Consider the following 26,623-nt stretch of genomic DNA (forward strand, 5'->3'; position numbering starts at 1 on the left):
CGCGGTGGCCGGCGGGGCTGTCACTTGGTCGGCTGGGCCTTCGAGGTGACGGTGATGGTGCCGGCGGCGATGTCCGCCTTGATCTTGTCGACCTCGGCCTTCAGGTCCGCCGGGACCTTGCTGTCGAAGTCGTGGTACGGGGCGATCGAGACGCCGTCGTTGGCCAGCGTGCCGACGAAGCCCGGGGTGGCCTCGAGCTTCTCGCCACCGGCGGCCTTCAGCGCGGCCTCCTTGACGGCGTCCGGGATGTTCTTGACCACGGTGGTCAGGATCGCCGAGCAGTCCGGGGTGCTCTCGCAGCCGTCGATGTCCACCCAGACGACCGAGTACTTGCCGCCCGAGGCCTTGGCCGCGGAGGTGGTGCCGAGACCGGCGCCACCGGCGACCGGCATCACGATGTCGGCGCCCTGCGCGACGAGCGCGTCGGAGACCTTCTTGCCCTCGTCCTGCTTCTCGAACGAGTTGGCGAAGGAGCCCTTCTGGGTGGCCTTGTCCCAGCCCAGCACCTGGACGTTCTTGCTCTTGGCCTTGTTGTAGTACGCCACGCCGTCGGCGAAGCCGTCCATGAAGATGGTGACCGGCGGGATCGGCAGGCCGCCGTAGGTGCCGACCTTGCCGGACTTGCTCATCCCGGCGGCCAGGTAGCCGGCCTGGAAGCCCGCCTGCGCGGTGTCGAACTGCATCGGGTAGACGTTCGACACACCCGGGTTGGCGTCGACGATGGCGAACTGCTGGTTCGGGTTCTTCTCAGCCGCCGCCTTGGTGGCGTCCGACATCAGGCCACCGACGGCCAGGATGAAGTCGCACTTCTGGTTGACGAACCCGGTCAGGTTGACCTCGTAGTCCGCCTCGGCCTTCGACTGGACGTACTTGATGTCGATCTTGTCGTTCTCCTTCTTCGCCTCCTGCAGGCCCTTCCAGGCCGAGGCGTTGAAGGACTTGTCGTCGACGCCGCCGACGTCGGTCACCATGCAGGCGCTGAACTTCTTGCCGCCGTCGCCGCCGGCGTTGTTGTCGTCGTCCGGAGCCTCACCACACGCGGCAGCGCCCAGCACGAGTCCACCCGCCGCAATGACGGAGGCGATCCGCATCCCACGCACAGAGCGCAAGACGTCTCCTTCCCCTTGCACACCGCGTCGTGCGCGGCGTGCAGCCCTTCGCCGGCCTGCGGTGTGCCGCCGGCGTCCCACGTTACGGACGGGAGCGTACGCCCGCGCCCACCCACCGGCCGACAATCGTGCACGACTGTTGAGCGTCCGTTACCCCGGTGTAACCCTTGCGTGGGGCACGTCACTTATCCGGCCGGTAGGCGTGCGTGGCGGTGTCGCTAACGTCCGTTTTCCCGAGCTTCCCCGACTTGCGGCGAACTAACGCCAGAACACCGCGACGGCCGCGTTGACCAGCGTCAACCCGACGATCGCGAGGAAGTGGCCACGGTTGACGCTCTCCCGCTTCCGGGAGAAGAAGACCATGACGAAGATGAGCAGCGCGAGCACCAACTTGGTAACAAGTTTCGCCGGGGCCGGCTCGTCCCCGTCCCGCAGCGGAGCGGACAGCCCGATGCCGGTGAGGATCTGGATGATCGCGCCCCAGAGCATGGCCGCGTTGATCCGCAGCCGGCCGGTGACGTACTGGGCGATCGCACCACCGAGCAGCAGCGCGAAGCCGATCAGATGGACGTAGAGAAGAATCAGTCGAAGAGCTTCCACGCGCCCCATCCTCCCCCATCAACGACGCAACGTAGTAGTCACCCCGCCGACCGCCGTCATACCGTGACCCACCCCCGGCCCTCCCCCCTCACCCCCCTCCCCCGCGATCTTGCAGGTGCCGCCCCGGCATCCGGGACGAAAGCCGCGCCACACGGGCCCGGAACCGCAAGATCGACGGGGCGGGGCGGGGCGGGGGGCGGGGGCACGGGGGGCACGGGATCAGGGCAGGCGCCAGACCTGGAACGTGGGGCCGTCGGCGGGGAGGGTCACCGCGCCCTCGGCGTCGGGGCGCAGGGCGGGGGCGTTGCCGTAGACGTTCTCGGCGTTTGGCAGGCCGGTCAGGCGGACCGGGGTGCCGGGGGCGCGTCTCGCCAGCACCAGCACCGTCGATGTGGGCGCCTCGCGCAGGAAGACCAGCGTGTCCGCGTCCGCGTGCACCCAGCGCAGGCCGCCGTGCCGCAGCGCCGGCTCGTCGCGGCGCAGCGTCAGCAACGACCGGTACGCGTCGAACGTGCGCCGGTCCCAGCTCTCCGGCCGGTGCCACGGCATCGGGGTACGCGAGCCCTCCCCGTTCGTACCGGTCAGGCCCAGCTCGTCCCCGGCGAAGACCACAGGCGTGCCGGGCATGGTGGCGAGCAGCCCGGCCGCCACCTCCTGCCGGGCCGCGTCGCCGACCACCGTGCGGATCCGGGCCGAGTCGTGCGAGCCGAGCAGCTGCCACGAGTGCGTGTACGACCGCCAGGACACCAGCGACCGGTAGGTGTTCATGGTGGCGAGGATCGCCGCGGCGTCGCGCCGCCGTACCCCGCCCGGGGTGCCGAGGAAGTTCGGCACCGGGTCGTCGCCGTGGCGCAGCCAGGACCAGACCGGGTCGGTGAAGCCGACGTAGTTCATCGTCCCGTGCCAGCCGTCGCGGTCCAGGTCACCGGTGTGGTCGTGGCCGTGCTCGGCGAGCAGCAGCCCGTCCGGCCGGGTCTGCGCCACCACCTCGCGCAGCAGCCGCGCCACCTCGTGGGTGTACGCGTCCGCGCCGCGCCGCCCGGTCATGTTCGCCACGTCGACCCGCCAGCCGTCCAGCCCGTACGGCGGGCGCAGCCAGCGGCGCAGCAGCGAGTCCTCGGCGGTGGCGAACCGGCGGCGCAACTCGGCGCTGCCCCAGTTCAGCTTCGGCAGCGACTTCACCCCGTTCCACGACTCGTAGTCCGAGCCGGGCAGGTCGAAGTAGTACAGCTCGCGTTCCGGAGCGTGCACGTCGGAGACGGCGGCGGTGAACCAGTGGTGGGCGTCGCCGGTGTGGTTGCTGGTGATGTCGCCGAGCAGCCGCCAGCCCCGGGCGTGCACCGCGTCGGCGAGCCGGGCCAGCGCCGCGTCGCCGCCGAGCAGCGGGTCGACGGTGTCGAAGCTCGACGCGTCGTACCTGTGGTTGGAGCGCGCCGGGAAGACCGGCGTGAGGTAGACGGTGTTGACGCCGAGCCGGTCCAGGTGGTCCAGGTGCTCGGTGACGCCGTCGAGGTCGCCGCCGTAGAACTGGCGGGGCGTCTCCGGGCCGTGGCCGACGACCGGGGTGTCCCAGTCGCACGGGATCGCCCAGTCCGGGGCGATCCGGCCGTCGGCGGCGGCCGAGCGGGCGAACCGGTCCGGGAAGATCTGGTAGATCACGGCGTCGCGGGCCCAGGCCGGCGGCGGGGCGTAGCCGACCAGCTTGAAGTCGCCGTTGTCCGGTACGTCGTGGCCGGCCAGCCCGGCCGCGTTGAGCCAGCGGGCGCCGCGCTCGCCGTCGAGCAGGAAACGGTAGTTGCTGACCGGGTTGCGGACCTCGACGTCGGCCCGCCACCACACGTCGCCGCCGTCGGTGCGGTCGATCCGCGCCTCGGCGAAGCGCGGCTCGCCGTCGCCGGTGGTGCGCACGTGCACCTGGGAGACGCCGGATCCGGCCGGTACCCGGACGAAGACCGGCACGGTCTGCCCGAGCGCGGGCTCCTGCTCCGGGACGTAGGTGGCGGAGCCGTCGTGGTGCGGCTGAAGAGACATGGTGCTGCCTTTCGCGTCGTACCGACAGGGAGAGGGGCGGGCACCCGCCGCGGCCGGTTTCACCCGACCGCGGCGGTCCGCCCTTCAAACCGCTCCGGTGTACGCCGACACGACGCCCTTGCCGCAGCGTGAGCCGAGGAGGCTCAGCCCTTGACCGCTCCGGAGGTGAGTCCGGAGACGATGTAGCGCTGGAGCAGCTGGAACACCAGCACCGTCGGGATCGCGGTGAGCAGCGTGCCCGCCGCGAACATCCCGAAGTTGTTGTTGCGCTCGCCCGCGACCAGGCCGAACATGCCGACCGCGAGGGTCTTCGACTCGGGTTCGGTGAGGAACACGTTGGCGATGATGAACTCGTTGATCGACCCGATGAACGCGAGCAGGCCGGTCACCGCCAGGATCGGCGCCACCAGCGGCAGCATGATCCGGAAGAAGACCTGCACGTGCGACGCGCCGTCCATGGTCGCCGACTCGTCCAGCTCCTTCGGCAGCGTGTCGAAGAAGCCCTTCATCAGCCAGGTGTTCGCGCCGAGCGCGCCACCCATGTAGAGCAGGAACAGGCCCCACGGGGTGTTGAACCCGATCGCCGGGTAGAGGTCGGTGAGCGTGGTGAAGATCAGGAAGATCGCCACGATCGCCAGGAACTGCGGGAACATCTGGATCAGCAGCAGCGCGAGCAGGCCGACCCGCCGCCCGGCGAAGCGCATCCGGGAGAACGCGTACGCCGCCAGCGACGACAGGAAGATCGACGCGAAGCTGGCCACGCCCGCCAGCAGCAGCGAGTTGAGGAACCAGTGGCCGAACGCGGTGTTGTCGAACAGGTTCGTGAAGTTCTCCAGCGACGCGCCGGTCGGCAGCAGCTCGGTGGAGGAGAGCGTGCCGAGCGGGTTGAACGCCGCCGAGATCACGAACAGGATCGGGAAGAGGCTGAACGCCACCGCCAGCAGTCCGACCAGGTGCCGCCAGCCCACCTGCGCGAACCAGCGGCCGCGCGAGCGGCGGGCCGGCCTGCGGGTGGGCGTGGGCGTGTCCGCGATGGTGGTCACGAGTACACCTCCTCCTGCTTGCGGGTCCGCCGGAAGCTGATCGCCGAGACCGTCGCCACGATCGCGAAGATGAAGATCGAGACGGTGGCGGCCAGGCCGAACTCGGCGCCCTGTGCGCCGAACGCGAGCCGGTACGTGTAGGTGATCAGCAGGTCGGTGGCGCCGTTGGTCGGGTTGTCCGGCGCGAACGGGCCGCCCTCGGTGGTGAAGAGGATCGCGTTGACGTTGTTGAAGTTGTACGCGAACGACGCGATCAGCAGCGGCGAGAGCGCCACCAGCAGCAGCGGCAGGGTGACGGCCCGGAACGACTGCCAGGGCGACGCGCCGTCGACCGAGGTCGCCTCGGTCAGCTCCCGCGGGATGGCCTGCAACGCGCCGGTGGCGACCAGGAACATGTACGGGTAGCCGAGCCACAACTGCACCAGCAGCACCGCGATACGGGCCGACCAGTTGCCGCCGAACCAGTCGACGTTCAGCCCGAACAGGTCGTTGAGCAGGCCGAAGTCGGTGTTGAACATGTCCCGCCAGATCAGCAGCATGGCGAACGACGGCATGGCGTACGGCAGGATCAGCACCATCCGGTAGAGGTTGGTGCCGCGCATCCGGGGTGAGTGCAGGGCGAGCGCGATGGCCATGCCGAGCAGGAACGTCAGCCCGGTGGAGCCGATCGCGAACGCGAAGTTCCAGGCCAGCGTGCCGAAGAACGGGCCGGAGATGTTGCGGTCGGTGAGCACCGTGGCGAAGTTCTTCAGCCCGACGCCGACCTTCCAGCCCTGGGCGAGGCGTTCGCCGTCGGCGGCGACGAAGGAGCCGGAATCCTCGTCGGCGGTCCACGTCTTGCCGGTCTCGCTGTCCTTGACGCAGTCGCACGCGGCGTCGTACGCCCGGATCGCCTTGCCCTCGTACGCGCGGGTCAGGCCGTTGGAGCGGATGGCGCCCTCGTCGGTGGGCACGATGAGCGCGGTGACCGCGTCGCTGCGGCTGCTGGCCTGGCCGATGTTCAGCAGGGTGTAGCCGTCCGCGGCGGTGATCTTGCCGCTGAGGCTGCTCACCTCGACGTCGGCGGCGTCGAGCTTGCGCAGCCCGTCCGCGTCCCCGGCGAAGACCTCCTTGGTCTTCGGGTCGCTGAGCAGGAAGGTCAGGGAGCCGGTCGCCGGGTCGCCGGTGGTGGCGATGGTGAGGTTGTACTCGGTCGAGCCGGGCACCTGCTTCACCGAGGCGGTCTGCACGGCGACGATCGCGTCGTCCTTGCTGCCGCGGTGCCCGTCGCCGAAGTTCGTGAACGCGGTGCTCGCGGTGTAGAGCACCGGGAAGACCTGGAACGCGATCAGGAAGAGCGTGCCGGGGACCAGGTACTTGGCCGGGATGTGCCGGCGGCTCAGGTAGAGGTAGAACAGCCCGGCGGTGGTGACCGCCAGGACGCCCAGCGCGATCCAGTGTTCGGCCTCGATGAGCGGGAAGGCCGCCCAGATCGCGATCCCGGCCACCAGGCCGAGCAGGACCACCTTGACGACGAGGCCGGTCGCGGTGATCGGCGCGTGTTGCCGCGCGGTACGGGACGTGCGCGGGAGCCCACGGCGTACGGGCTCCCGGCCCGGGGCCTGCGGTGCAGACCCCGGGCCGGACAGCGGCGCGCTCATTACTTGATCTGACCCTGGATGGTCTTGCCGGCGGCCGTGATCGTCTTGGCCGGGTCGGCGCCGCCGATGATGGCGGCCTCGGCCTTGCCGAACGGGTCCCAGATCGCGGCCATGGCCGGGATCGCCGGGAGCACCTGGCCGTTCTTACCGGCCTCGGAGAACTTGGCCAGGTCCGCGTCCTCGCCCTTGACCTGGTCGAAGGCGGCGGTCAGCGCCGGCGGGCGCGGCTCGGCCTTGTACAGCGCGACGGCCAGCTCGGGCTTGGTCACGTAGTTGGTGACGAACTCCTGGGCCAGGGCCTTGTTCTTGCCCTTGGCGGCCACGTAGAACGCCTGGACACCCACGAACGGCTGGGCCTCCTTGCCACCCGCGAAGCCGGGGACCGGGGAGATGTCGTAGGAGATGCCGGCCTTCTTGGCGTCGGCCACGGCCCACGGGCCGGAGACCAGGAACGCGCACTTCTTGCCGGTGAAGGTGGCGATGGAGTTCTCGCCGGTGATGGAGCGCTTCAGCGCACCCTCGCCCTTCTCACCCAGCTTGGCGATCTTCTGGAAGGCAGCGATCGACTCCGGCTTGCCCACGCCCAGGTCCTTCGGGTCGTAGTCGCCGTTCGCCGCGGTGCCGAACAGGTAGCCGCCGCCCGAGGTGTAGAGCGGGTAGATGTGGTACGCGTCGCCGTTCTGGCCGGACTGGAGGCACAGGATCTCGCTGGCCTTCTTCTCGGCCTTGAGCTTCTTGCCGGCGGCGACCAGGTCCTCGATCGTCTTCGGCGCCTCGGGGGCCAGCTCGGTGTTGCGGATCAGCGCGACGTTCTCGGTGGCGTAGGGCACGCCGTAGAGCTGGCCGTTGAACGTGACGGCCTTGACGGCGGTCTCGTTGAAGCCGGCCTTCTGCTCGGCGGGGAGCTGCACCGGGTCGATGGCGCCGTTCTGGACCAGGTTGCCGATCCAGTCGTGCGCGCCGACCACGACGTCCGGGCCGCTGCCCTGCTGAGAGGCGGTGACGAAGTTGGTCTGCAGGTCCTTGGAGACGGCCTGGACCTCGACGGTCACACCGTTCTCCTTGCCGAACTCCTCGGCGAACGGCTTGAGGGCGGCCGTGCGCTTGTCGTCGGCCCAGATGACCAGCTTGCCGCCGGTCGCCTTGGCGGACTCGTCGGCGGCCGGCTTGTCGCTGCCGCTGTCACCACAGCCGGAGGCGGCGAGCGCCAGGCCGAGGACGGCGACCACACCCGCGGTACGGATGCGCATCGGTACTCCTGTCGTCATGGCGGCCCGCCGGGGGAAGGGCGGCCCGCCAGTGGGAACCTCTGAAAGTTCTTGCTGACCGGCGCCGAGATGCTGCGCCGCTGCTCTCGCATGTTGCGGGGACGTTAGCAAGAGGTTGCAGAGAATGGAAGGGCTTGCAGAAGTGTACGCAAGACTTTGCCGTTGGGCTAAAGTGCCGCACATGCGCGCTCGACTGTCCGACATCGCCCAACAGGCTGAAGTCAGCGAGGCCACGGTGTCGCGGGTGCTCAACGACCGCCCCGGCGTGGCCCCCGAAACCCGCCAGGCCGTCCTCACCGCCCTCGATGTGCTCGGCTACGAGCGCCCCGCCCGGCTGCGCAAGCGCAGCGCCGGGCTGGTCGGCCTGGTCGTGCCGGAGCTGGACAACCCGATCTTCCCGGCGTTCGCCCAGATCATCGAGTCCGCGCTCGCCCCCACCGGCTACACGCCGGTGCTCTGCACGCAGACCCCGGGCGGCGTCCGCGAGGACGAGTACGTGGAGATGCTGCTGGACCGGCAGGTATCCGGCATCGTCTTCGTCTCCGGCCTGCACGCCGACACCGCCGCGGACCACGACCGCTACCGCACGCTGCTGGCCCGGCCGCTGCCGATCGTCATGATCAACGGGTACGCGCCCGGCATCCCCGCACCGTTCGTCTCCTGCGACGACCGGGAGTCCGCCGAACTCGCGGTCGCCCACCTGGTCGCGCTCGGGCACCGCCGGATCGGCCTGATCACCGGCCCGGACCGGTTCGTGCCGGTGCAGCGCAAGGTCGCCGGCTACAAGGCCGCGATGGGGCGCCTCACCGACATCGCCGAGGACGAGCTGGCCGACCTGACCGAGCTGTCCCTGTTCGGCGTCGAGGGCGGCGAGGCGGCTGCCGGCCGGCTCATCGAGCGCGGCGTGACCGGGCTGGTCTGCGGCTCGGACCTGATGGCGCTCGGCGCGATCCGGGCCGCCCGGCAGCGCGGGCTGTCGGTGCCCGGCGACATCTCCGTGGTCGGGTACGACGACTCCCCGCTCATGGCGTTCACCGACCCGCCGCTGACCACGGTGCGCCAGCCGGTCGCCGCCATGGCCGTGGCCGCGGTGCGGGCCCTGGTCGACGAGATCAACGGCCACCCGTCCCCGAACTCCGAGTACCTGTTCCGCCCCGAGCTGGTGGTACGAGGGTCGACCGCGGTGGCGAAGCCCGCAACTCCCCCCAGCCGCCAGCGCCCCGCCACCCCTTCCTCCCCCACCCCGTCCCTCCCCATCCCCGCCTGACCCCCACCGCACCCCCTCCCCCCTCCCCCTCCCCCCGCCCTCCGCCCTCCGACGCGTCGATCATGAAGTTGACGGCGACAAATCGGACGGCAAAGGCCGCCAACCTCATGATCACGCGAGCCACCCCGGCCGCGCCCACCCCACGGACCCCCGTTGATCAAGGGGTTTGTGTCCGGGTTGATCTCCACTCGGGACACAAACTCCTTGATCAACGCCTGAGGGCGGGTCGGTCCGGGCAGGAGGGGGTGGGTGTCTCGGGATTCGGGAGAGGGCTTTGGGGTGGCGGAGGGTGATGGCTGCCATTTCTTGCGCAAGGAATGCTTGACTCTTGCAGTGCAATGGCGGCATTCTGCTCAGACACCCTGCGCCGCACCAGAAGCCGCCACAGAACGGGATCGACAGCGATGACCTCCGCCCCCAGCACCACCCCACGCACCGCCGGCGACGACTGGTGGCGGTCCGCTGTCGTCTACCAGGTGTACGTCCGCAGCTTCGCCGACGCGAACTCCGACGGCGTGGGTGACCTCCAGGGCATCCGGCAGCGCCTGCCCTACCTGCGCGATCTCGGCGTGGACGCGCTCTGGCTGACGCCGTTCTACACCTCGCCGCAGGTCGACGCCGGCTACGACGTGGCCGACTACCGCGACGTCGACCCGCTGTTCGGCAACCTGACCGACTTCGACGAGATGATCACCGATGCGCACGCGCTCGGCCTGCGGATCATCGTCGACATGGTGCCGAACCACACCTCCAGCGCGCACCCGTGGTTCGCCGCCGCGCTCGCCGCCGGGCCGGGCTCTCCGGAGCGCGAGCGCTACCTGTTCGCCGACGGCAAGGGCGAGCAGGGTGAGCTGCCGCCGAACGACTGGGAGAGCATCTTCGGCGGCCCGGCGTGGACGCGCGTGGTCGACGGCCAGTGGTACCTGCACCTGTTCGACCCGGCGCAGCCCGACCTGAACTGGCGCCACCCGGAGGTGCGGGCCGAGTTCGAGGACGTGCTGCGCTTCTGGCTGGACCGGGGCGTGGACGGCTTCCGGATCGACGTGGCGCACGGGATGATCAAGGCCGAGGGCCTGCCGGACGTCGGCTTCAACTCGATGACCACCGGCCAGCGCCAGTCCGAGCTGCTGGGCAAGGGCCGGCTGCCGTACTTCGACCAGGACGAGGTGCACGACATCTACCGCGCCTGGCGGCCGATCCTGGACAGCTACCCGGGCGGCCGGATGGCGGTCGCCGAGGCGTGGGCCGAGACGCCGCAGCGGCTGGCCCGCTACATCGGCCCGGACGAGCTGCACCAGGCGTTCAGCTTCGACTTCCTCGACGCCACCTGGTCGGCCGACTCGTTCCGCAAGGTGATCGACACGGCGCTGGCCGAGTCCACGATCGTGGGCGCGCCGACCACCTGGGTGCTCTCCAACCACGACCGGCAGCGGCACGTCACCCGGTACGGCGACGGCGAGGTCGGCCTGCGCCGCGCCCGCGCCGCCGCGCTGCTGATGTTCGCGCTGCCCGGCTGCGCCTACGTCTACCAGGGCGAGGAACTGGGTCTGCCGGAGGTGCTGGACCTCCCCGACGAGCTGCGTCAGGACCCCGCGTTCCGGCGTACCGGGGAGAGCCGGGACGGCTGCCGCGTACCGATCCCGTGGGGCGGCGAGCTGCCCCCGTACGGCTTCGGGCCGGGCGGCAGCGAGCTGAGCTGGCTGCCGGCGCCGGCGACCTGGCGGTCGCTGTCGGTGGCCGCCCAGACCGGGGTGCCCGGCTCGACGCTGGAGCTGTACCGGACCGCGCTGCGCATCCGGCACGAGCACCCGGCGCTGGCCGGCCTGGACGGCATCACCTGGCTGGAGACCGAGCCCGGTGTCCTGGCGTTCCGCCGCAGCGCCGGGGACGCCGAGGTGACCTGCGTGGTGAACATCAGCGGCGCCGACGTGACGGTGCGCGGCCACGGCCGCCCGCTCGTCGCCAGCGCCGGCCTCACCGAGCGGGGCGACGGGTACGTCCTGCCGGTGGACGCGGCTGCGTGGTTCGAACGGCGCTGAGCCGGGTAACCCGCCAACGACCTGGCCGTCCGTTGTGCCCCGCGCCGACGGGCGGCTGGGCTGCCGACCCCTTGTGGTGGGGGGTGAGGTGGCCCCGGCCCCTCGGGAGTGCGCTCCCGGGGGGCCGGCGTCCATCGGGGAGCGCGCGCGTCCTCAGCCGCCCTTGGCGGTGAGCAGCGCGGCGATCCGGGCGAACCCGGCCCGGATCTCCTCCCGGTCGGGCGCCTTCGCCGGCTCGGGCTCCGGCTCGCGTTCGGCGGCCAGTTCCAGCTCCTCGTCGATGACGTCCTCGAAGTCGCCGTAGAGGTCCGCCTGGTCGACCTGCGCCGCCTCGTCCTCGGCGGCGATCTGCGCGGCCGCGATCTCGCTGCGGATCTCCTCCGGCGTGAGCGCCGGCAGCAGCGGCTCCACCACCGCCATCAACTGCTCGTCGGCCACCACCGCCTCGGCCAGCGCCAGCGCGTGCGGTCGCTCGTACGGGCCGCAGACCACCGGCTCCCAGTCGTCCTCGGCGCCGAGCGGGCCGAACGTGATGATCCACGGCAGGCCCCGGATCGGGGAGTCGTCCGGCAGGTCCAGTGTCACGAGTGCGCCCACCGGCCCATCATGGTCGTCGCGTATCGGCCCGGGGAACGCAAACATCGGACTCTCCCCGCTTCGGGGACCACGCTCAGCCACGCGTACCGGCGTCCAGCGCCGCACGGACCAGCGCGACGGCCCGCTCCGGCGGGACGCCCAGGCGACGCGCCTGCTCGGCGTACTCGGCGGCGGCCCGGTGCAGCCGGTCGGTGGCGTCGTCCCGGCCGGGCGCGACCACCGTGCCGTGCCGGCCGCGCGTCTCCACCAGCCCGGCACCCTCCAGTTCCCGGTACGCCCGCGCCACGGTGTTCACCGCGAGCCCCAGGTCGGCGGCGAGCTGCCGCACCGCCGGAAGCCGGGTGCCCACCGGCAGTCGCCCGTCGCCGATGCGCGCGGCGAACTGCGCCCGCACCTGCTCGTACGGCGGCACCGCCGACTCGGCGTCGATCCGGATCCGCGCGCTCACCCCGCTCCCCCCGGTGTGCCCGGTTCGGTCTCCTCGTCGAGCACGTCCGCCTCCACGTCCACCTCCCGGGCCCCGCCCTCGGCCAGGTCCACCACCCGGCCGTACCGGCTGGTGGCGGCCAGCGCGGCGCCGAAGAGCACGAGCTGGTTGAGCAGGTAGAGGTAGAGCAGCAGGCCCACGGCGGTGGCGACCACCGTGTACGCGGGGTTCCGCTCGGTGCGTACCACGTAGTAGCGCCCCACGGTGTTGAGCAGGGTGATCCCGACGGCGATGGTCAGGATCGCCGGGCGCAGCCGGCGCCGGCTCATCCGCAGCCGGGGCACTGCGAGCAGCAGCGCGGCGGCGAGCACGGCGTTGACGAGCACGCTCAGCACCGCGCTGACGGTGGTCAGGCCCACCGAGCCGGTGCTGCGCAGCAGGAAGCGCAGCAGCGACTCCAGCGCGTCCACGGCGGCGACCGAGACGAACAGCAGCACGAAGACGGCGACCAGCACCCCCAGGTCGACCAGGCGCCGCACCACCAGGTTGCCGGGCTGCTGGTTGAAGCCGTACATCAGCCGCTGCGAGGAGCGGATCGCCTCCACCCAGCCGATGCCGGTGAAGACCAGGATGACCAGGCCGACCACGCCGACGGTGCCGCTGCTCTCGGCGATCTGCGCCGGGTCGAGGAAGGGCAGGTTCTCCTCCAGGAAGTGCGCCGCGCCGCGGCTGACCTCCTCGTTGTCCCGCAGCACCGCGCCGAAGATCCAGTACGCGACGAGCGCGAGCGCGAACACGGCGAAGAAGCCGTAGTACGCGATGGCGGCGGCGAGCCGCCCGGCGAGCAGGTCGGCGTAGAGCGTCCCGGCCCGCCAGACGTGGTCGAAGACCGACGAGCGGCTCCGGGCCGCGTCGATGCGGCGCCCCACCGCCGCCTCGATCCGGCCGAAGACGTTCACCCGGTCATCCTCGCCGATCTCCGCCCGTGGCGGAGGGGCCCCGGCCGGTCGGATGTTCAGCTCCGGCCGCCGAGCCGGAAGTCGCGGCGGGGCTGCCACCGGGTCGCCCCGCTGTGCGAGAACAGCGTGAACGCGTCCACCTGGAACAACGCGGAGAAGTCGGCCAGATCCTCGTACGCCTTGTCGAGCACCTCGGGCGGCACGTCCTGCGCCACCGTGACGTGCGGGTGGTACGGGAAGCGCAGCTCGCGCCGCAGCTCGGGGGCCGAGTTGATCGCGGCGGCCAGCAGCTCGCACTCGCTGATCCCGGCCGCCACCGCCACGAACACCACCTGGGTGACCGGGCGGAACGTGCCGGTGCCGCGCAGGTGCAGCGTGAACGGCAGGTGCGCGGCGGCGACCCGGGCCAGGTGGTCCTCGACGGCGGGCAGCGCGCGTACCGGAATCTCGGTGGGCCCGAGGAGGGTGACGTGCGCGGGGACGGCGAGCGGGTCGCCGGCCTCGACCCGGCGGCGGGTGAGCATCCCGCCCCAGGGCTCGGGGACGTCGACCGCGATCCCGATCTGGATCGTGTCCGCGCCGCCCGGCGCCGTGTCACTGCCCGCCACGTCGCGCGCCACCCCTCCGGCCACCGGCTGCGTCACCCGTTCCCGCCCGTCCGGGCCGTTACTCGAACCGCACCGGCGGGAAGAAGCCGACCCGCTCGTACGCGTCCCGCAGCGTCCCGGCGGCCACCACCCGGGCCTTCTCCGCGCCCCGCACGAGCAGCTTGTCGAGCTGCGCCGGGTCGTTCAGGTAGGCGTTCGTGCGTTCCTGGATCGGCGTGACGAACTCCCGCACCACCTCGGCGAGGTCCTTCTTCAGGTCGCCGTAGCCCTTGCCGTCGTACGCGGCGACCAGGTCGTCGATGCTCCGGCCGGAGAGCGCGGAGTAGATCGTGAGCAGGTTGGTGATACCCGGCTTGCCCTCGGCGTCGAAGACGATCTCGCGGCCGGTGTCGGTGACCGCCGAGCGGATCTTCTTGGCCGAGCGGGCCGGGTCCTCCAGCAGGTCGATGATGCCGGCCGGGGAGGACGACGACTTCGACATCTTGGCCGTCGGATCCTGGAGGTCGGTGATCTTCGCGGTGTCCTTCACGATGTGCGGGGAGGGCACGGTGAAGGTGCGGCCGAACAGCGAGTTGAACCGCTGCGCCAGGTCGCGGGAGAGCTCCAGGTGCTGCCGCTGGTCCTCGCCGACCGGCACCGCGTTCGCCTGGTAGAGCAGGATGTCGGCGGCCTGGAGGATCGGGTACGTGAACAGGCCGACGCTGGCCCGCTCGCTGCCCTGCTTCTGCGACTTGTCCTTGAACTGGGTCATCCGGCCGGCCTCGCCGAAGCCGGTGATGCAGCCGAGCACCCAGGCCAGTTGCGAGTGCTCGGGCACCTGCGACTGCACGAACAGCGTGCTGCGCTCCGGGTCCAGGCCGAGCGCGAACAGCTGCGCGGCGGCCACCCGGCTGCGGCGCTTGAGCACCAACGGGTCGTGCCCCGCGGTGATCGCGTGCAGGTCGACGACGCAGTAGTAGGCGTCGTGGCTGTCCTGCAACGCCACCCAGTGCCGCAGCGCGCCCAGGTAGTTGCCGAGGTGGAACGAGTCGGCCGTCGGCTGGATGCCGGAGAAGACGCGCGGGCGGGCGGGTACGTCGGACATGGCGGCAATTCTGTCAGCAAGCCCCGGCGTCCGTCATGACGGGCCGGTGGATCGGGCGGGTACGGGCGGAAGCGGACCGTTCACCTCACGTCGGGGCTCGGGCAGCCGTGCGGCGGAGACCGCCAGGCGGGACACCCGCCGGCCGTCGAGTGTGAGCACCCGCAGCAGCCAGCCGGCCGGATCGGCGGGAACCGATCCGGCGGCCGGGTCGACGGCCACCGGCACCTCGTCGCCGGCCACCGGCAGCCGGCCCAGGGCGGCCATCACGAACCCGCCCACCGTCTCGTACGGCCCGGCGGGCAGCGGCACGCCGGTGCGCTCGGCGAAGTCGGTCAGGTTGAGCCGGCCGTCGACGACGGCGGGCAGGCCGGCGGGTTCCGGTTCGAGGGGGCCGTGCTCGTCGTCCCGGATCTCCCCGACCAGTTCCTCGACCAGGTCCTCGCAGGTGACGATGCCGGCGGTGCCGCCGTACTCGTCGACGACGACGGCCAGGTGGTGACCCTCCCGGCGCATCTCGGTGAGCGCCGCCAGCACGCGTTTGCTGTCCGGCAGGCGCTTGACCTCCCGGATCAGGTCGCCGACCAGCAGCGGCCGGTCCGCTTCCGGGCGCAGCAGCACGTCCCGCAGGTGCACCATGCCGACCACGTCGTCGTGGGTGCCGTCGACCACCGGGTAGCGGGTGTGCGGGTCGGCCCGGACCAGCCGCTGGGCCTGCGCCAGCGGGAGCGCCGCGCTGAGGAAGACCACCTCGGTGCGGGGCACCATCACCTCGCGGACGAGCCGGGCGCCGGCGACCAGCACCTCGTCGATGATCCGCCGTTCGTCCGGGTCGAGCAGCGTGTTCGCCGCGACCAGGTCCCGCAGTTCGGCCTCGCTGATCCGTTCCCGGCCGGCGGTGGGGCTGGCCCCGAGCAGGGCGGTGACGAGGCGGGTGGCTCCGTCGGCGCCGCGCACCACGAGACGGGCCACGGCGCGGGCCAGCGGGCCGGGTTCGCGTCGGGGCCGCCCCGACGGTTTCCGCCGGGGCCCGGGACCACCACCCTCCCGCATGAGAAGGATGGTAGACAGCGGCCACCGGACGCTCGGCCCGATGTTCGGATCTGTTCAATCGTGGAGGATTATGGTGAAGTAGAGGTGGATTCAACTCGACAGCCGCGACACAGCCCTCGGCCTTAGGGTGATCACGGGACGGCCGCCGCGGGACGCGGCCCAGGCAGGAGGACCGACGTGAAACTGCTCGTCACCGGCGGCGCCGGCTACATCGGCAGCGTGGTGACCCGGATGCTGCTCGACCACGGCCACCAGGTGACCGTGCTGGACGACCTGCGCACCGGTCACCGGGAGGCCCTCGCCCCCGACGCCACCCACGTCGAGCTGCCGGTGCACGAGGCCGCCCGGGTGCTCACCCCCGACGCGGGCTTCGACGGCGTGCTGCACTTCGCCGCCCTGATCGCCGCCGGCGAGTCGATGATCCGCCCCGAGCTGTACTGGCACGCCAACACGGTCGGCTCGATCGCGCTCATCGACGCGGTCCGCGCCGCCCGGGTGCCCCGGATGGTCTTCTCCTCCACCGCCGCCGTCTACGGCAACCCCACCGAGCTGCCCATCCCGGAGACCGCCGTCAAGGCCCCCACCAGCACCTACGGCGCCACCAAGCTGGCCGTCGACATGGCGCTCACCTCCGAGGCGATCGCGCACGACCTGGCCGCCGTCTCGCTGCGCTACTTCAACGTCGCCGGGGCGTACCTGCGCGACGGGCTGGCCATCGGCGAGCGGCACGACCCGGAGACCCACCTCATCCCCATCGCGCTCGACGTGGCCGCCGGACGGCGGGAGAAGCTCCAGCTCTTCGGCGACGACTACCCCACAGTCGACGGCACCTGCGTCCGCGACTACATCCACGTCGAAGACCTGGCCCGCGCCCACCTGCTCGCGCTGGACGCGGCCACGCCGGGCCGGCACCGGATCTACAACCTGGGCAACGGCAACGGCTTCACCAACCGGCAGGTCGTCGACGTGGTCCGCGAGGTCACCGGGCAGCCGGTTCCGGTCGAGGTGGCCGCCCGCCGCGAGGGCGACCCGGCCGAGCTGGTCGCGTCCTCCGCGCTGGCCCGCGACGAGCTGGGCTGGACGCCGGCCAAGCCGACCCTGCACGACATGGTCGGCGACGCCTGGGCGTTCTACCGGGCGCACGTCGCGAGGCAGCCCTCATGAACGTCGCCGACCGCGCCACGGCCGGCTTCCGGCAGCGGTACGGCACCGAGCCGGCGGGCCGCTGGGCGGCTCCCGGACGGGTCAACCTGATCGGCGAGCACACCGACTACAACGACGGCTTCGTGCTGCCCTTCGCGCTGCCGCTGCGTACCGTGGTCGCCGCCGCGCCCACCCCCGACGGACGCTGGACGGTCTGGTCGGAGCTGGACGACGAGCCGGTCGAGTTCGGCCCGGCGGAGGCCGACGAGCCCGGCCGGGTCGACGGCTGGGCCGCCTACGTGGCCGGGGTGGTGTGGGCGCTGCGCGCCGACGGCCACGACGTGCCGGGCGCGCGGCTCGCTGTCGCCTCCGACGTGCCGGTCGGCTCCGGGCTCTCCTCGTCGGCGGCGATCGAGTCGGCCGTGCTGGCCGCCCTGGTCGACCTCGGCGGGCTCGACCTGCCCGCCGGGCGGTGGCCGCGGCTCGCCCAGCGGGCCGAGAACGACTACGTCGGCGCGCCCACCGGGATCATGGACCAGTCCGCGGTGATCCGCGGCCGGGCCGGGCACGCGCTGTTCCTCGACTGCCGCACCGAGGAGATCGAGCAGATCCCGTTCGACCTGGACGGCGCCGGGCTGGCCGTGCTGGTGATCGACAGCCGGGCGCCGCACCGGCACGCGGACGGCGAGTACGCGGCCCGCCGCGAGAGCTGCGAGCGGGCCGCCGCGACACTCGGCGTGACCGCGCTGCGCGACGTGACGGTGGCCGGGCTCGACGCCGCGCTGGCCCGCCTCGACGACGACGAGACCCGCCGCCGGGTGCGGCACGTGGTGACCGAGAACCAGCGGGTCCTCGACACCGTCGCGCTGCTGCGCGCCGGCCGGGTCCGCGACACCGGTCCGCTGCTGACCGCCTCGCACACCTCCATGCGCGACGACTTCGAGATCACCGTGCCGGAGATCGACACCGCGGTCGAGGCGGCGCTGTCCGCCGGGGCGTACGGCGCGCGGATGACCGGCGGCGGCTTCGGCGGCTGCGTGCTCGCCCTGGTCGACGCCGGCTCCGCCGACGCGGTGGCCGCCGCCGTCACCGACGCGTACGCCCGGAACGGCTTCACCGCCCCCGGCACGCTCACCGTCCTGCCGGCCGGCGGCGTCACCCGCCTGGACTGAACGCGAAAGGCCCCCGGCGCAGCGCCGGGGGCCTTCTCGTCACGTGCGTCAGCCGGCCTCGACGATCATGCCGGCGCCGACCGTACGGTTCGTCGACTCGTCGATGATCACGAAGCCGCCGGTGGTGCGGTTACGGCGGTACTCGTCGGCCAGCAGCGGAACAGTGGTCCGCAGCCGGACCCGGCCGATCTCGTTGAGCTTCAGCTCGGCGGCCGTCTCGTCGCGGTGCAGCGAGTTGATGTCCAGCCGGTAGTGCAGCCCGCGCACGATCGCCCGCGCCGAACGGGTCGTGTGCTTGATCGCGTACTTGCCGCCGACCTGCAACGGCCGGGTCTCGTCCATCCAGCAGACCATCGCCTCGATGTCCTGCACGGCCATCGGGGCGTTGTTCGGCCGGCAGATCATGTCGCCGCGGGAGATGTCCAGCTCGTCGGTCAGCCGGACCGTCACCGACATCGGCGGGAACGCCTCGTCCACCGGGCCGTCGGCCGTCTCCACCGCCGCGATCCGGCTGGTGAAGCCGGACGGCAGCACCATCACCTCGTCGCCGGGCTTGAGCACGCCCGAGGCCACCTGACCGGCGTAACCCCGGTAGTCGGTGACGGTGGTGGACTGCGGCCGGATCACGTACTGCACCGGGAACCGCACGTCGACCAGGTTGCGGTCCGAGGCGATGTGCACCCGCTCCAGGTGGTGCAGCAGCGACGGGCCCTCGTACCAGGGCATGTTCTCCGAGCGGGTGACGATGTTGTCGCCCTGCAGCGCGGAGACCGGCACCACAGTCAGGTCCGGTACGTCGAGCTTCGCGGCGAACGCGGTGAACTCGTCCGCGATCCGCTCGTAGACCTCCTGCGACCAGTCCACCAGGTCCATCTTGTTCACGCACAGGACCAGGTGCGGCACCCGCAGCAGCGAGCAGAGGAACGCGTGCCGGCGGGACTGCTCCACCAGGCCCTTGCGCGCGTCCACCAGGATCAGCGCCAGGTCGGCGGTGGAGGCGCCGGTGACCATGTTCCGGGTGTACTGGATGTGCCCCGGGGTGTCGGCGATGATGAACTTCCGCCGCGGCGTGGCGAAGTAGCGGTACGCCACGTCGATGGTGATGCCCTGCTCCCGCTCGGCGCGCAGGCCGTCGGTGAGCAGCGCCAGGTTGGTGTACTCGTCGCCCCGGGCGGCGCTGACCGCCTCGACGGCGGCGAGCTGGTCGCTGAACAGCGACTTGGTGTCGTAGAGCAGACGGCCGATCAGCGTCGACTTGCCGTCGTCGACGCTGCCCGCGGTGGCGAACCGCAGCAGGTCCATCGGCCGGGCGGTCTCGCTCTCAGCCGGGGCCAGGGTCTCGACGCTCATCAGAAGTAGCCCTCTCGCTTGCGGTCCTCCATGGCGGCCTCGCTGACCCGGTCGTCACCGCGGGTCGCGCCGCGCTCGGTGATCCGCGTGGCGGCCACCTCCTCGATCACCTTCTCCACCGTGTCGGCGTCCGAGCTGACCGCCGCGGTGCAGGAGGCGTCACCCACGGTCCGGTACCGCACCTGGGCCTTGAACGGCTGCTCACCGGCGCGGGCCCGGAAGAACTCGTTGACCGCGTAGAGCATCCCGTCGCGCTCGATCACCTCACGCTCGTGCGCGTAGTAGATCGACGGCAGCGGGATCTGCTCCCGCGCGATGTAGTGCCAGACGTCCAGCTCGGTCCAGTTCGACAGCGGGAACACCCGGATCGACTCGCCCGGGTGGTGCCGGCCGTTGTAGAGCGCCCACAGCTCCGGACGCTGGTTCTTCGGATCCCACTGGCCGAACTCGTCGCGGAAGCTGAACACCCGCTCCTTGGCCCGCGCCTTCTCCTCGTCGCGCCGGGCGCCGCCGAACAACGCGTCGAAGCGGTGCTTCTCCACCGCCTCCAGCAGCACCGGCGTCTGGATCCGGTTGCGCATGCCGTCGGCGGACTCGCGGACCAGGCCCTTGTTCAGCGCCTCCGGCACGCTCGCCACGATGAGCTGCAGGCCCAGCTCGGCCACCCGCCGGTCGCGGTAGTCGAGCACCTCGGGGAAGTTGTGCCCGGTGTCCACGTGCATCACCGGGAAGGGGATGTTGGCCGGCGCGAACGCCTTCTGGGCCAACCGGAGCATCACGATCGAGTCCTTGCCGCCGGAGAACAGCAGCACCGGCCGTTCCATCTCGGCGACGACCTCGCGCATCACGAAGATGCTCTCCGCCTCGAGCGCGTCGAGGTGCGACACCTGGTACGCGGCGGGGGACGTCATGACACGAACTCGATTCGCACGGATCCGTACATCGGATTCCAGACCTTTCAGGTCGGACTCGTGAAGAAGAACGCTCAGGTTACCCGGAATGCCGCTGCAACGCTGCAAGCAACCGACTCGCGAGATCCTTGCGGCAGACCAGCAGATCCGGTAGGCGCGGGTCGGCCCCGTTGTATTTCAGCGCAGAACCGTCGATCCGGGAAGCATGCAGACCGGTGGCCGTCGCCACAGCGACCGGAGCGGCCGAATCCCACTCGTACTGACCGCCCGCGTGGATGTACGCGTCGACCTCACCGGTCACCACGGCGGCGATCTTCGCGCCCGCCGAGCCCATCGGAACCAGATGAGCGCCGACGTCCTCTGCCAGGTCGGTCAGGAAAACCGGCGGACGGCTACGGCTGGCCGCCAACCGGATGACCCGCGCGCCGCCCCCGATGGCCGCCTCCACAGTCATCGGCGGGTACGCCGGCGGGTGGTCCGTGCCGAGCACCCGGTGCTGGGCCGGCAGGGCCACCGCGCCCGCCACCAGACCGTGCGGCGTCGACGCGTTGCGCGACCAGAGCGCCACGTGCACCGCCCAGTCCGCGCGCCCCTCCTCCGCGTACTCCCGGGTGCCGTCCAGCGGGTCGACGATCCAGACCCGGTCCGCGGTCAGACGCGGCAGCGCCTCGTCGGTCACCTCCGCCGTCCAGGCCAGCCGCGAACCCTCGTCCTCCTCCGACAGCACCGCGTCCGCCGGCCGCCACTTCGCCAGCTCGGTGCGGATCAGGTCGTGCGAGACCTTGTCACCGGCCGACCGGAGCGCGCCCGCGTCGGCGAAGCCCATCTCCGCGCGCAGGGCCGTCAGCGCCTGACCGGCCCGGGACGCCAGCCACCGGGCGAACCCGCCGTCGATCATCGGAGGACTGCCCATGATGCTCCCGTCACCCGCCTTCGCTCCCGCCGCCCGAGGCTACCGGCCGCGCTCCGCCCCGCCGGTCAACCCCCGTGGTACAGGTTCTGCGTCGGCTCCACGCCCTTGAGAACCACGGACTCCACCACGTCCGCCGCGCGGTCCACCAGGAACTCCAGCTCCTTGCGCTCCGCCGAGGAGAAATCCGAGAGTACGTAGTCGGCCGGGTCCTGCCGGCCCGGCGGCCGGCCGATGCCGAACCGCACCCGCACGTAGTCCTTGGTGCCGAGCGACTTCGACATCGACCGCAGGCCGTTGTGCCCGCCCTCGCCGCCGCCGCACTTCACCCGCACCTGCCCGTACGGGATGTCCAGCTCGTCGTGCACCGCGATCACGTGCGCCGGCGGGATCTTGTGGAACTGCGCCAGCCCGGCCACCGGACCACCGGAGAGGTTCATGTACGTCAACGGCTTCAGCAGCACCAGCTTCGGACCGCCGAACCCCAGCCGCCCCTCGGCGGCCTCGGCCATCGCGCGCTTGTGCCGCCCGAACTTCGCGCCCACCCGGGCCGCCAGCAGGTCCGCCACCATGAACCCGACGTTGTGCCGGTTGTTCGCGTACTCCCGGCCGGGGTTGCCCAGGCCGACCACCAGCCACGGCCCCGCCTCGTCCGTCACCCGACGCCCCTTCCCGCTCGCTCGCCCGACCAGTCCCGATACGCCGACAGGCGCCCCCGGGAACCGGGGACGCCTGTCGCACAGCCTTGCGGACCGGTCAGGCCTCGGTCTTCGCCTCGGCCGGGGCCTCCTCGCCCTCGGCGGCCGGAGCGCCCTCGGCACCCTCGGCGGTCTCCTCGCCGACCTCGGCCTCGGCCTCCTCGGTGGCCTCCTCGACCTCGGGGAGGGTGGCCTCGAGCTGCTCGGCGGTCGGAGCGGCGGTCACCGAGGCGACAGCGGTCTCCTCGTCGGTGGCCAGCTCGACGCCGGACGGCAGCTCGACGTCGGCGGCGGTGATCGTGGTGCCCGGCTCGGCGCCCTCGATCGACGCCTCCAGGTGGTCCGGCACCTTGGTCGCGTCGGCGGTCACCGACAGCGTGTCGTGGTCGTGCACGATCAAGGTGTCCTTCGCGGCCTCACCGGTCAGCTGGACCGGGACCTCGACGGTGACCTTCTCGCCCCGGCGGACCAGCAGCAGGTCCACGTGCTCGAAGGTGTCCTTGATCGGGTCACGCTGGATCGCCTTCGGCAGCGCCAGCACCTGGGTGCCGTCGCTGACCTCGATCGCGAAGAGCTGGTTCGCGCCGCCCTTACGGATCGCGGCGGCGAACTCCCGCGCCGGAAGCGCGATGTGCTTGGGCTTCTCGCCGTGGCCGTACAGCACGGCGGGCACCTTGCCGGCCCGGCGGGTACGACGGGCACCACCCTTGCCGAACTCGGTACGGGGCTCGGCGCTGATCTTTACCTCGGACACGGGGAAACTCCTGATGCTTCGCTGCGGCGGCTTGTCGTCTGGCGGTGCTGGGGCGAGGGGCTCGCTGGGGCTAGGGTCATGAACGACCGCCCGGAGCACCGCGTCGATGACGGCGCCTCCGTGCGGTGCTTGTCAACAGCCCGCCGGGCACCCTCGCCGTGGCAACCGCACCAGTCTACCCGAGGGAATTCCCGGCTCTCCGGCAGTCCCCCATATCACCGCCCGGCCGCTTGCGCAGGGCATCGGCCCGGTCGCCGGAGACACCCCGGCGACCGGACCGGCGCGCTCAGCTCAGGCCACCGAACAGGGTGGTCACCGACCCGTCGTCGAAGACCTCCCGGATCGCCCGGGCCAGCAGCGGGGCGATCGACAGCACGGTCAGCTTGTCCAGCTGCTTCTCCGACGGCAGCGGCAGCGTGTTCGTCACCACGACCTCGCTGATCGGGCTGTTCTTCAGCCGCTCCGTCGCCGGGTCGGACAGCAGCGCGTGGGTCGAGGCGACCACGATCTCCGCCGCGCCCTGCTCCTTGAGGATGTCCGCCGCCTTGGTGATCGTGCCACCGGTGTCGATCATGTCGTCCACGATCAGGCACACCCGGCCCTCGACCTCACCGACGACCCGGTTCGCCACCACCTGGTTCGGCTTGAGCGGATCGCGGGTCTTGTGGATGAACGCCAGCGGGCAGCCGCCCAGCCGGTCGGTCCAGCGCTCGGCCACGCGTACCCGGCCCGAGTCCGGCGCGACCACGGTCATCGGCCGGCCCGCGTACTTGTGCTCCACGTACTCGGCCAGCACGTCCATCGCGAACAGGTGGTCCACCGGGCCGTCGAAGAAACCCTGGATCTGCGCGGTGTGCAGGTCCACGGTCAGGATCCGGTTCGCACCGGCGGTCTTCAGCAGGTCGGCGATCAGCCGCGCCGAGATCGGCTCCCGGCCGCGGTGCTTCTTGTCCTGCCGCGAGTACGGGTAGAACGGCAGCACCACTGTGATCCGCTTGGCCGAGCCGCGCTTCAGCGCGTCGACCATGATCAGGGTCTCCATGACCCAGGTGTTCACGCCGTGCGTCACGGACTGCACCACGAAGGCGTCCGAACCACGGACCGAATCCTTGTACCGTACGAAGATCTCGCCGTTGGCGAAGTCGTACGCGTCGGCCGGCGTCGGCGCGACGCCGAGCACCTCACCGATCTCCTTGGCCAGCTCCGGAAAACCCCTCCCGGAGAAGAGCATCAGGCTCTTGCGGTTTTCGGCGACGATGCTGCCCATGGGCCCGTCTGCTCCCGTATGTCGGTGGTACCCGGCGGCGGTGGGCCGGGGACTGTTCGGTTGCAGTATGCCCCCGGTTCAGCGATCCACCCACGGCCCGGCGGCCGCCGTGGAGTCAGTCACCTTCGCTTGCGGCGCCGCCCGTGTCCGACGCACCCTCACCGGCCCGCCGCGCCGCCTCCGCGGCGTCCGTGCCGGCCCGCTTGCGCAACACCCAGCCCTCCACGTTGCGCTGCTGACCCCGCGCCACCGCCATCGCACCCGGCGGCACGTCCCCGGTGATCACCGAACCCGCAGCGGTGTACGCGCCGTCGCCCACCCGCACCGGCGCCACGAACATGTTGTCCGCCCCGGTACGCGCGTGACTGCCGATGGTGGTGTGGTGCTTGCGTACCCCGTCGTAGTTGACGAAGACGGTCGCCGCGCCGATGTTGCTGTGCTCGCCGATCGTCGCGTCCCCCACGTACGACAGGTGCGGCACCTTCGACCCGTCACCGATCGACGCCTTCTTGGTCTCCACGAACGTGCCGACCTTCGCCTTGCGGCCCAGCCGCGACTCCGGCCGCAGGTACGCGTACGGGCCGACGCTCGCCTGCGGGCCCACCTCGGCGCCGAGCGCGTGACTGCGCACGATGCTCGCGCCCGCGCCCACCGCCGTGTCCACGAGCGTGGTGTCCGGGCCGACGAGCGCGCCCTCGCCGACCGTCGTGGCGCCCTGGAGCTGGGTGTTCTGGTCGATCACCGCGTCCCGCTCGACGGTCACCGTCACGTCGATCCAGGTGGTGTGGGGGTCGAGGATGCTGACCCCGGTCCGCATCCAGCCCTCGTTCACCCGGTCCCGCAGCAGCCGGCGCAGCGCGGCCAGCTCGACCCGGTCGTTGCAGCCGAGCGTCTCCACGTGGTCGGCGGCGCAGTGCACAGCCACCGGCTCACCGGCGTCGCGCAGCAGCGCGAAGACGTCGGTCAGGTACTCCTCGCCCTGGTCGTTGTCGGTGGAGAGCTTGCCCAGCGCCTCCCGTAGGCGAGCCGCGTCGAACGCGTAGATGCCCGCGTTGATCTCCCGCAGCGCGCGCTGCTGCGGGGTGGCGTCGCGCTCCTCGACGATCTGCTCCAGCCGCCCCTGCACGTCCCGCACGATCCGGCCCAGACCGGTCGGGTCGGGCACCTCGGCGGCGAGCACCGTCGCCGCCGCGGCGGCGTCCTCGTGCGCCTCGACGAGCGCCTGGACCGTCTCCGGCCGCAGCAGTGGCACGTCCCCGTTGATCACCACCACGGTGCCGGTCGCGTCCGGCACCGCGTCCAGCGCGATGCGGACCGCGTGCCCGGTGCCGAGCTGGCGCTCCTGGAGCACGGGCGTGGCACCCGGGGCGACCTCGGTCAGGTGCTCCCGGACCTGATCGGCGCCGTGGCCGACCACGACCACGGTGCGGTCCGCACCCAGCGGGCCGGCCGCGGCGAGGACGTGACCGAGCAGGGTACGGCCGAGCAGCGGGTGCAGCACCTTGGGCAGGGACGACTTCATCCGCTTGCCCTCACCGGCGGCGAGCACGACAACGGTGCGGAGGTGGGGCTGGGACACGACGTGGCTCCCGTCGGGACGGCGACAGTCTCGCGGTCATGCTAACCACGCGGCTCGCCACAATTCGCATCCGGCCACACAAACGCCGTCCGCTCGCGAGCGATCCGACGAATGAGCTGGGGTGCCTGGATTCGAACCAGGAGCTCAAGGCTCCAAAGGCCTGCGGGTTGCCGTTACCCCACACCCCATCGCCATGTCAAGACCTGCGGATCGACATCTTCCCCTGCGCCTCGTCCGCAATCCGGAACAGCTCGGCGATCATACCTTCGATCCGCCAGTAGAGCTCGCGGCTGCGGGGCACAGTGATCACGAGGCAGCCGTGATAGGTGTCGCCGGTGTTCCGCCGTACCGTCGTCGGGTTGTGCCGCTTGAGCACCGTGCGGCGGAACCTCTCCGCGGGCAGCCCGAGCCGCCCCACCCACCAGCGCACCGCAGCCTCGGCGTCCGCCGACTCGTGGATGCTCACCCGGTAGGTCGGCACCGTCCGGTCCACGCCGCAGACTTCCAGGAACCGGAGGAAGAGGGCCAGCAAACCCGGATCGGTGTTGACGAACTCCAACCGGCCCTGGGGCCGCCAGGGCTTGGACTTGGCTCCCTCGCACCAGTAGATCGCGGCACCGAGCATCAGCAGGTCCCGCTCGCCGAGACCGCCGACCACACCGGCGGCGCGGGCGTGCTCCGCGGTCCGCGCGGCATCCCGCGTCTCCCGGTACGCGCTCCAGCGCGCCTCCGTCATCGCCTTCGAGTGCTCGCGGCGCCGCTCGGCCGTCTCGTCGTCCGGGTCCAGCGGCAGGTGCCGCACCCACTGGTAGGCAGTCGACTTCGCCACCCCGAGCCGCGCCGCGATCTCGTTTACCGACCGGCCCGCCGTGCGCAGCCGCAGGGCCTCGGCACGGGCGTCGTCGCGGGCTCGCGGCCGGCGGGTCCACTCCGGCGGCGGGATGCCGCGCAGCAGCGCGTACACCCGGTCGCGGCCGATGCCCAGGCGAACCCGGATCTCGGCGACGGAGAGCTGCTCGTCCACACGTAGGCGCCGCGCCTCGGCGGCGAGGGGGTCGGTCACCGGCGCAGATTAGAACGTGCGTACGACAGCGGTCGGTCTGACCGCGAGCGTCGC

General features: G+C 71.6%; 23 protein-coding genes, 1 tRNA gene and 1 pseudogene. 4 read left to right on the forward strand and 21 right to left on the reverse strand.

Annotated elements, in window-relative coordinates:
* Nucleotides 1-20: 20 nt before the first annotated feature.
* The 6 genes from ACN27C_RS03600 to ACN27C_RS03625 form a co-directional block, all read right to left on the reverse strand.
* The gene (locus ACN27C_RS03600; protein ID WP_162959377.1) at nt 21-1,091 is read right to left on the reverse strand and encodes a BMP family lipoprotein; all 1,071 of its coding nucleotides are present in this window, start codon (nt 1,089-1,091) and stop codon (nt 21-23) included.
* A 276-nt stretch (nt 1,092-1,367) separates the two neighbouring features.
* Entirely contained in the window at nt 1,368-1,709 is a 342-nt protein-coding gene (locus tag ACN27C_RS03605; protein WP_091415352.1) for a hypothetical protein, read from the reverse strand.
* A 219-nt stretch (nt 1,710-1,928) separates the two neighbouring features.
* Nucleotides 1,929-3,740 (reverse strand): glycoside hydrolase family 13 protein, encoded by a 1,812-nt coding sequence (locus tag ACN27C_RS03610; RefSeq protein ID WP_422750427.1) that lies wholly within the window; start codon nt 3,738-3,740, stop codon nt 1,929-1,931.
* Between the two features lie 143 nt (nt 3,741-3,883).
* Entirely contained in the window at nt 3,884-4,783 is a 900-nt protein-coding gene (locus ACN27C_RS03615) for a sugar ABC transporter permease (RefSeq protein ID WP_422750428.1), read from the reverse strand.
* Nucleotides 4,780-6,423, reverse strand: a complete 1,644-nt coding sequence (locus ACN27C_RS03620; protein ID WP_422750429.1) for an ABC transporter permease subunit — start codon at nt 6,421-6,423, stop codon at nt 4,780-4,782. The genes ACN27C_RS03615 and ACN27C_RS03620 overlap by 4 nt, the downstream gene beginning before the upstream one ends.
* The gene (locus ACN27C_RS03625) at nt 6,423-7,673 is read right to left on the reverse strand and encodes a sugar ABC transporter substrate-binding protein (protein ID WP_120571702.1); all 1,251 of its coding nucleotides are present in this window, start codon (nt 7,671-7,673) and stop codon (nt 6,423-6,425) included. Before ACN27C_RS03625 ends, ACN27C_RS03620 begins: the two co-directional genes overlap by 1 nt.
* 199 nt (nt 7,674-7,872) lie before the next feature.
* On the opposite strand from ACN27C_RS03625, the gene ACN27C_RS03630 reads away from it, so the two are divergent.
* Both ACN27C_RS03630 and ACN27C_RS03635 read left to right on the forward strand, forming a co-directional pair.
* The gene (locus tag ACN27C_RS03630; RefSeq protein ID WP_120571703.1) at nt 7,873-8,958 is read left to right on the forward strand and encodes a LacI family DNA-binding transcriptional regulator; all 1,086 of its coding nucleotides are present in this window, start codon (nt 7,873-7,875) and stop codon (nt 8,956-8,958) included.
* A gap of 404 nt (nt 8,959-9,362) precedes the next feature.
* A complete protein-coding gene (locus ACN27C_RS03635) occupies nt 9,363-10,997 on the forward strand; it encodes a glycoside hydrolase family 13 protein (protein ID WP_422750430.1) in 1,635 nt (544 codons plus the stop codon).
* Between the two features lie 153 nt (nt 10,998-11,150).
* Here the strand turns inward: ACN27C_RS03635 and ACN27C_RS03640 are convergent, their stop codons facing one another.
* The 6 genes from ACN27C_RS03640 to ACN27C_RS03665 all read right to left on the reverse strand — a co-directional run bounded on the left by ACN27C_RS03640 (nt 11,151) and on the right by ACN27C_RS03665 (nt 15,722).
* On the reverse strand, nt 11,151-11,594 hold the full coding sequence (locus ACN27C_RS03640) for a hypothetical protein (RefSeq protein ID WP_162959168.1): 444 nt from the start codon (nt 11,592-11,594) through the stop codon (nt 11,151-11,153).
* Nucleotides 11,595-11,667: 73 nt separating this feature from the next.
* On the reverse strand, nt 11,668-12,042 hold the full coding sequence (locus ACN27C_RS03645) for a GntR family transcriptional regulator (protein ID WP_120571706.1): 375 nt from the start codon (nt 12,040-12,042) through the stop codon (nt 11,668-11,670).
* Complete coding sequence (locus tag ACN27C_RS03650; RefSeq protein WP_120571707.1) at nt 12,039-12,980, reverse strand: YhjD/YihY/BrkB family envelope integrity protein; 942 nt, start codon at nt 12,978-12,980, stop codon at nt 12,039-12,041. Before ACN27C_RS03650 ends, ACN27C_RS03645 begins: the two co-directional genes overlap by 4 nt.
* A 56-nt stretch (nt 12,981-13,036) precedes the next feature.
* Complete coding sequence (locus ACN27C_RS03655; protein WP_120571708.1) at nt 13,037-13,624, reverse strand: 2'-5' RNA ligase family protein; 588 nt, start codon at nt 13,622-13,624, stop codon at nt 13,037-13,039.
* 22 nt (nt 13,625-13,646) lie between these two features.
* Nucleotides 13,647-14,672, reverse strand: coding sequence for a tryptophan--tRNA ligase (gene trpS, locus ACN27C_RS03660; protein ID WP_120571709.1), 1,026 nt, complete (start codon nt 14,670-14,672; stop codon nt 13,647-13,649).
* A gap of 33 nt (nt 14,673-14,705) precedes the next feature.
* Entirely contained in the window at nt 14,706-15,722 is a 1,017-nt protein-coding gene (locus ACN27C_RS03665) for a hemolysin family protein (RefSeq protein WP_422750431.1), read from the reverse strand.
* Between the two features lie 177 nt (nt 15,723-15,899).
* On the opposite strand from ACN27C_RS03665, the gene galE reads away from it, so the two are divergent.
* Both galE and galK read left to right on the forward strand, forming a co-directional pair.
* A complete protein-coding gene (gene galE / locus ACN27C_RS03670; protein WP_374668812.1) occupies nt 15,900-16,886 on the forward strand; it encodes a UDP-glucose 4-epimerase GalE in 987 nt (328 codons plus the stop codon).
* Nucleotides 16,883-18,037 (forward strand): galactokinase, encoded by a 1,155-nt coding sequence (gene galK, locus ACN27C_RS03675; RefSeq protein WP_422750432.1) that lies wholly within the window; start codon nt 16,883-16,885, stop codon nt 18,035-18,037. Before galE ends, galK begins: the two co-directional genes overlap by 4 nt.
* A 48-nt stretch (nt 18,038-18,085) precedes the next feature.
* On the opposite strand, the gene ACN27C_RS03680 is transcribed toward galK, so the two are convergent.
* The 9 genes and pseudogenes from ACN27C_RS03680 to ACN27C_RS03720 all read right to left on the reverse strand — a co-directional run bounded on the left by ACN27C_RS03680 (nt 18,086) and on the right by ACN27C_RS03720 (nt 26,569).
* On the reverse strand, nt 18,086-19,387 hold the full coding sequence (locus tag ACN27C_RS03680) for a sulfate adenylyltransferase subunit 1 (protein WP_120571714.1): 1,302 nt from the start codon (nt 19,385-19,387) through the stop codon (nt 18,086-18,088).
* Nucleotides 19,387-20,298, reverse strand: a complete 912-nt coding sequence (gene cysD, locus ACN27C_RS03685) for a sulfate adenylyltransferase subunit CysD (protein WP_120571715.1) — start codon at nt 20,296-20,298, stop codon at nt 19,387-19,389. The genes ACN27C_RS03680 and cysD overlap by 1 nt, the downstream gene beginning before the upstream one ends.
* Nucleotides 20,299-20,377: 79 nt before the next feature.
* Nucleotides 20,378-21,211, reverse strand: coding sequence for an inositol monophosphatase family protein (locus ACN27C_RS03690; RefSeq protein ID WP_120571716.1), 834 nt, complete (start codon nt 21,209-21,211; stop codon nt 20,378-20,380).
* A gap of 65 nt (nt 21,212-21,276) precedes the next feature.
* Entirely contained in the window at nt 21,277-21,867 is a 591-nt protein-coding gene (pth, locus tag ACN27C_RS03695) for an aminoacyl-tRNA hydrolase (RefSeq protein ID WP_116503868.1), read from the reverse strand.
* A gap of 97 nt (nt 21,868-21,964) precedes the next feature.
* The gene (locus tag ACN27C_RS03700) at nt 21,965-22,660 is read right to left on the reverse strand and encodes a 50S ribosomal protein L25/general stress protein Ctc (RefSeq protein ID WP_120571717.1); all 696 of its coding nucleotides are present in this window, start codon (nt 22,658-22,660) and stop codon (nt 21,965-21,967) included.
* 286 nt (nt 22,661-22,946) lie between these two features.
* On the reverse strand, nt 22,947-23,927 hold the full coding sequence (locus ACN27C_RS03705) for a ribose-phosphate diphosphokinase (RefSeq protein WP_013283956.1): 981 nt from the start codon (nt 23,925-23,927) through the stop codon (nt 22,947-22,949).
* 55 nt (nt 23,928-23,982) lie between these two features.
* Nucleotides 23,983-25,506 (reverse strand): annotated as a pseudogene (glmU, locus tag ACN27C_RS03710) (bifunctional UDP-N-acetylglucosamine diphosphorylase/glucosamine-1-phosphate N-acetyltransferase GlmU); the annotation flags it as partial.
* Nucleotides 25,507-25,622: 116 nt separating this feature from the next.
* Nucleotides 25,623-25,694, reverse strand: a tRNA-Gln gene (locus ACN27C_RS03715).
* Between the two features lie 8 nt (nt 25,695-25,702).
* Complete coding sequence (locus ACN27C_RS03720) at nt 25,703-26,569, reverse strand: helix-turn-helix domain-containing protein (protein WP_422750433.1); 867 nt, start codon at nt 26,567-26,569, stop codon at nt 25,703-25,705.
* Between the last annotated feature and the right edge of the window lie 54 nt (nt 26,570-26,623).

It is taken from the genome of Micromonospora sp. WMMD1219 (assembly GCF_049315215.1).
GTDB lineage: Bacteria > Actinomycetota > Actinomycetes > Mycobacteriales > Micromonosporaceae > Micromonospora > Micromonospora tulbaghiae.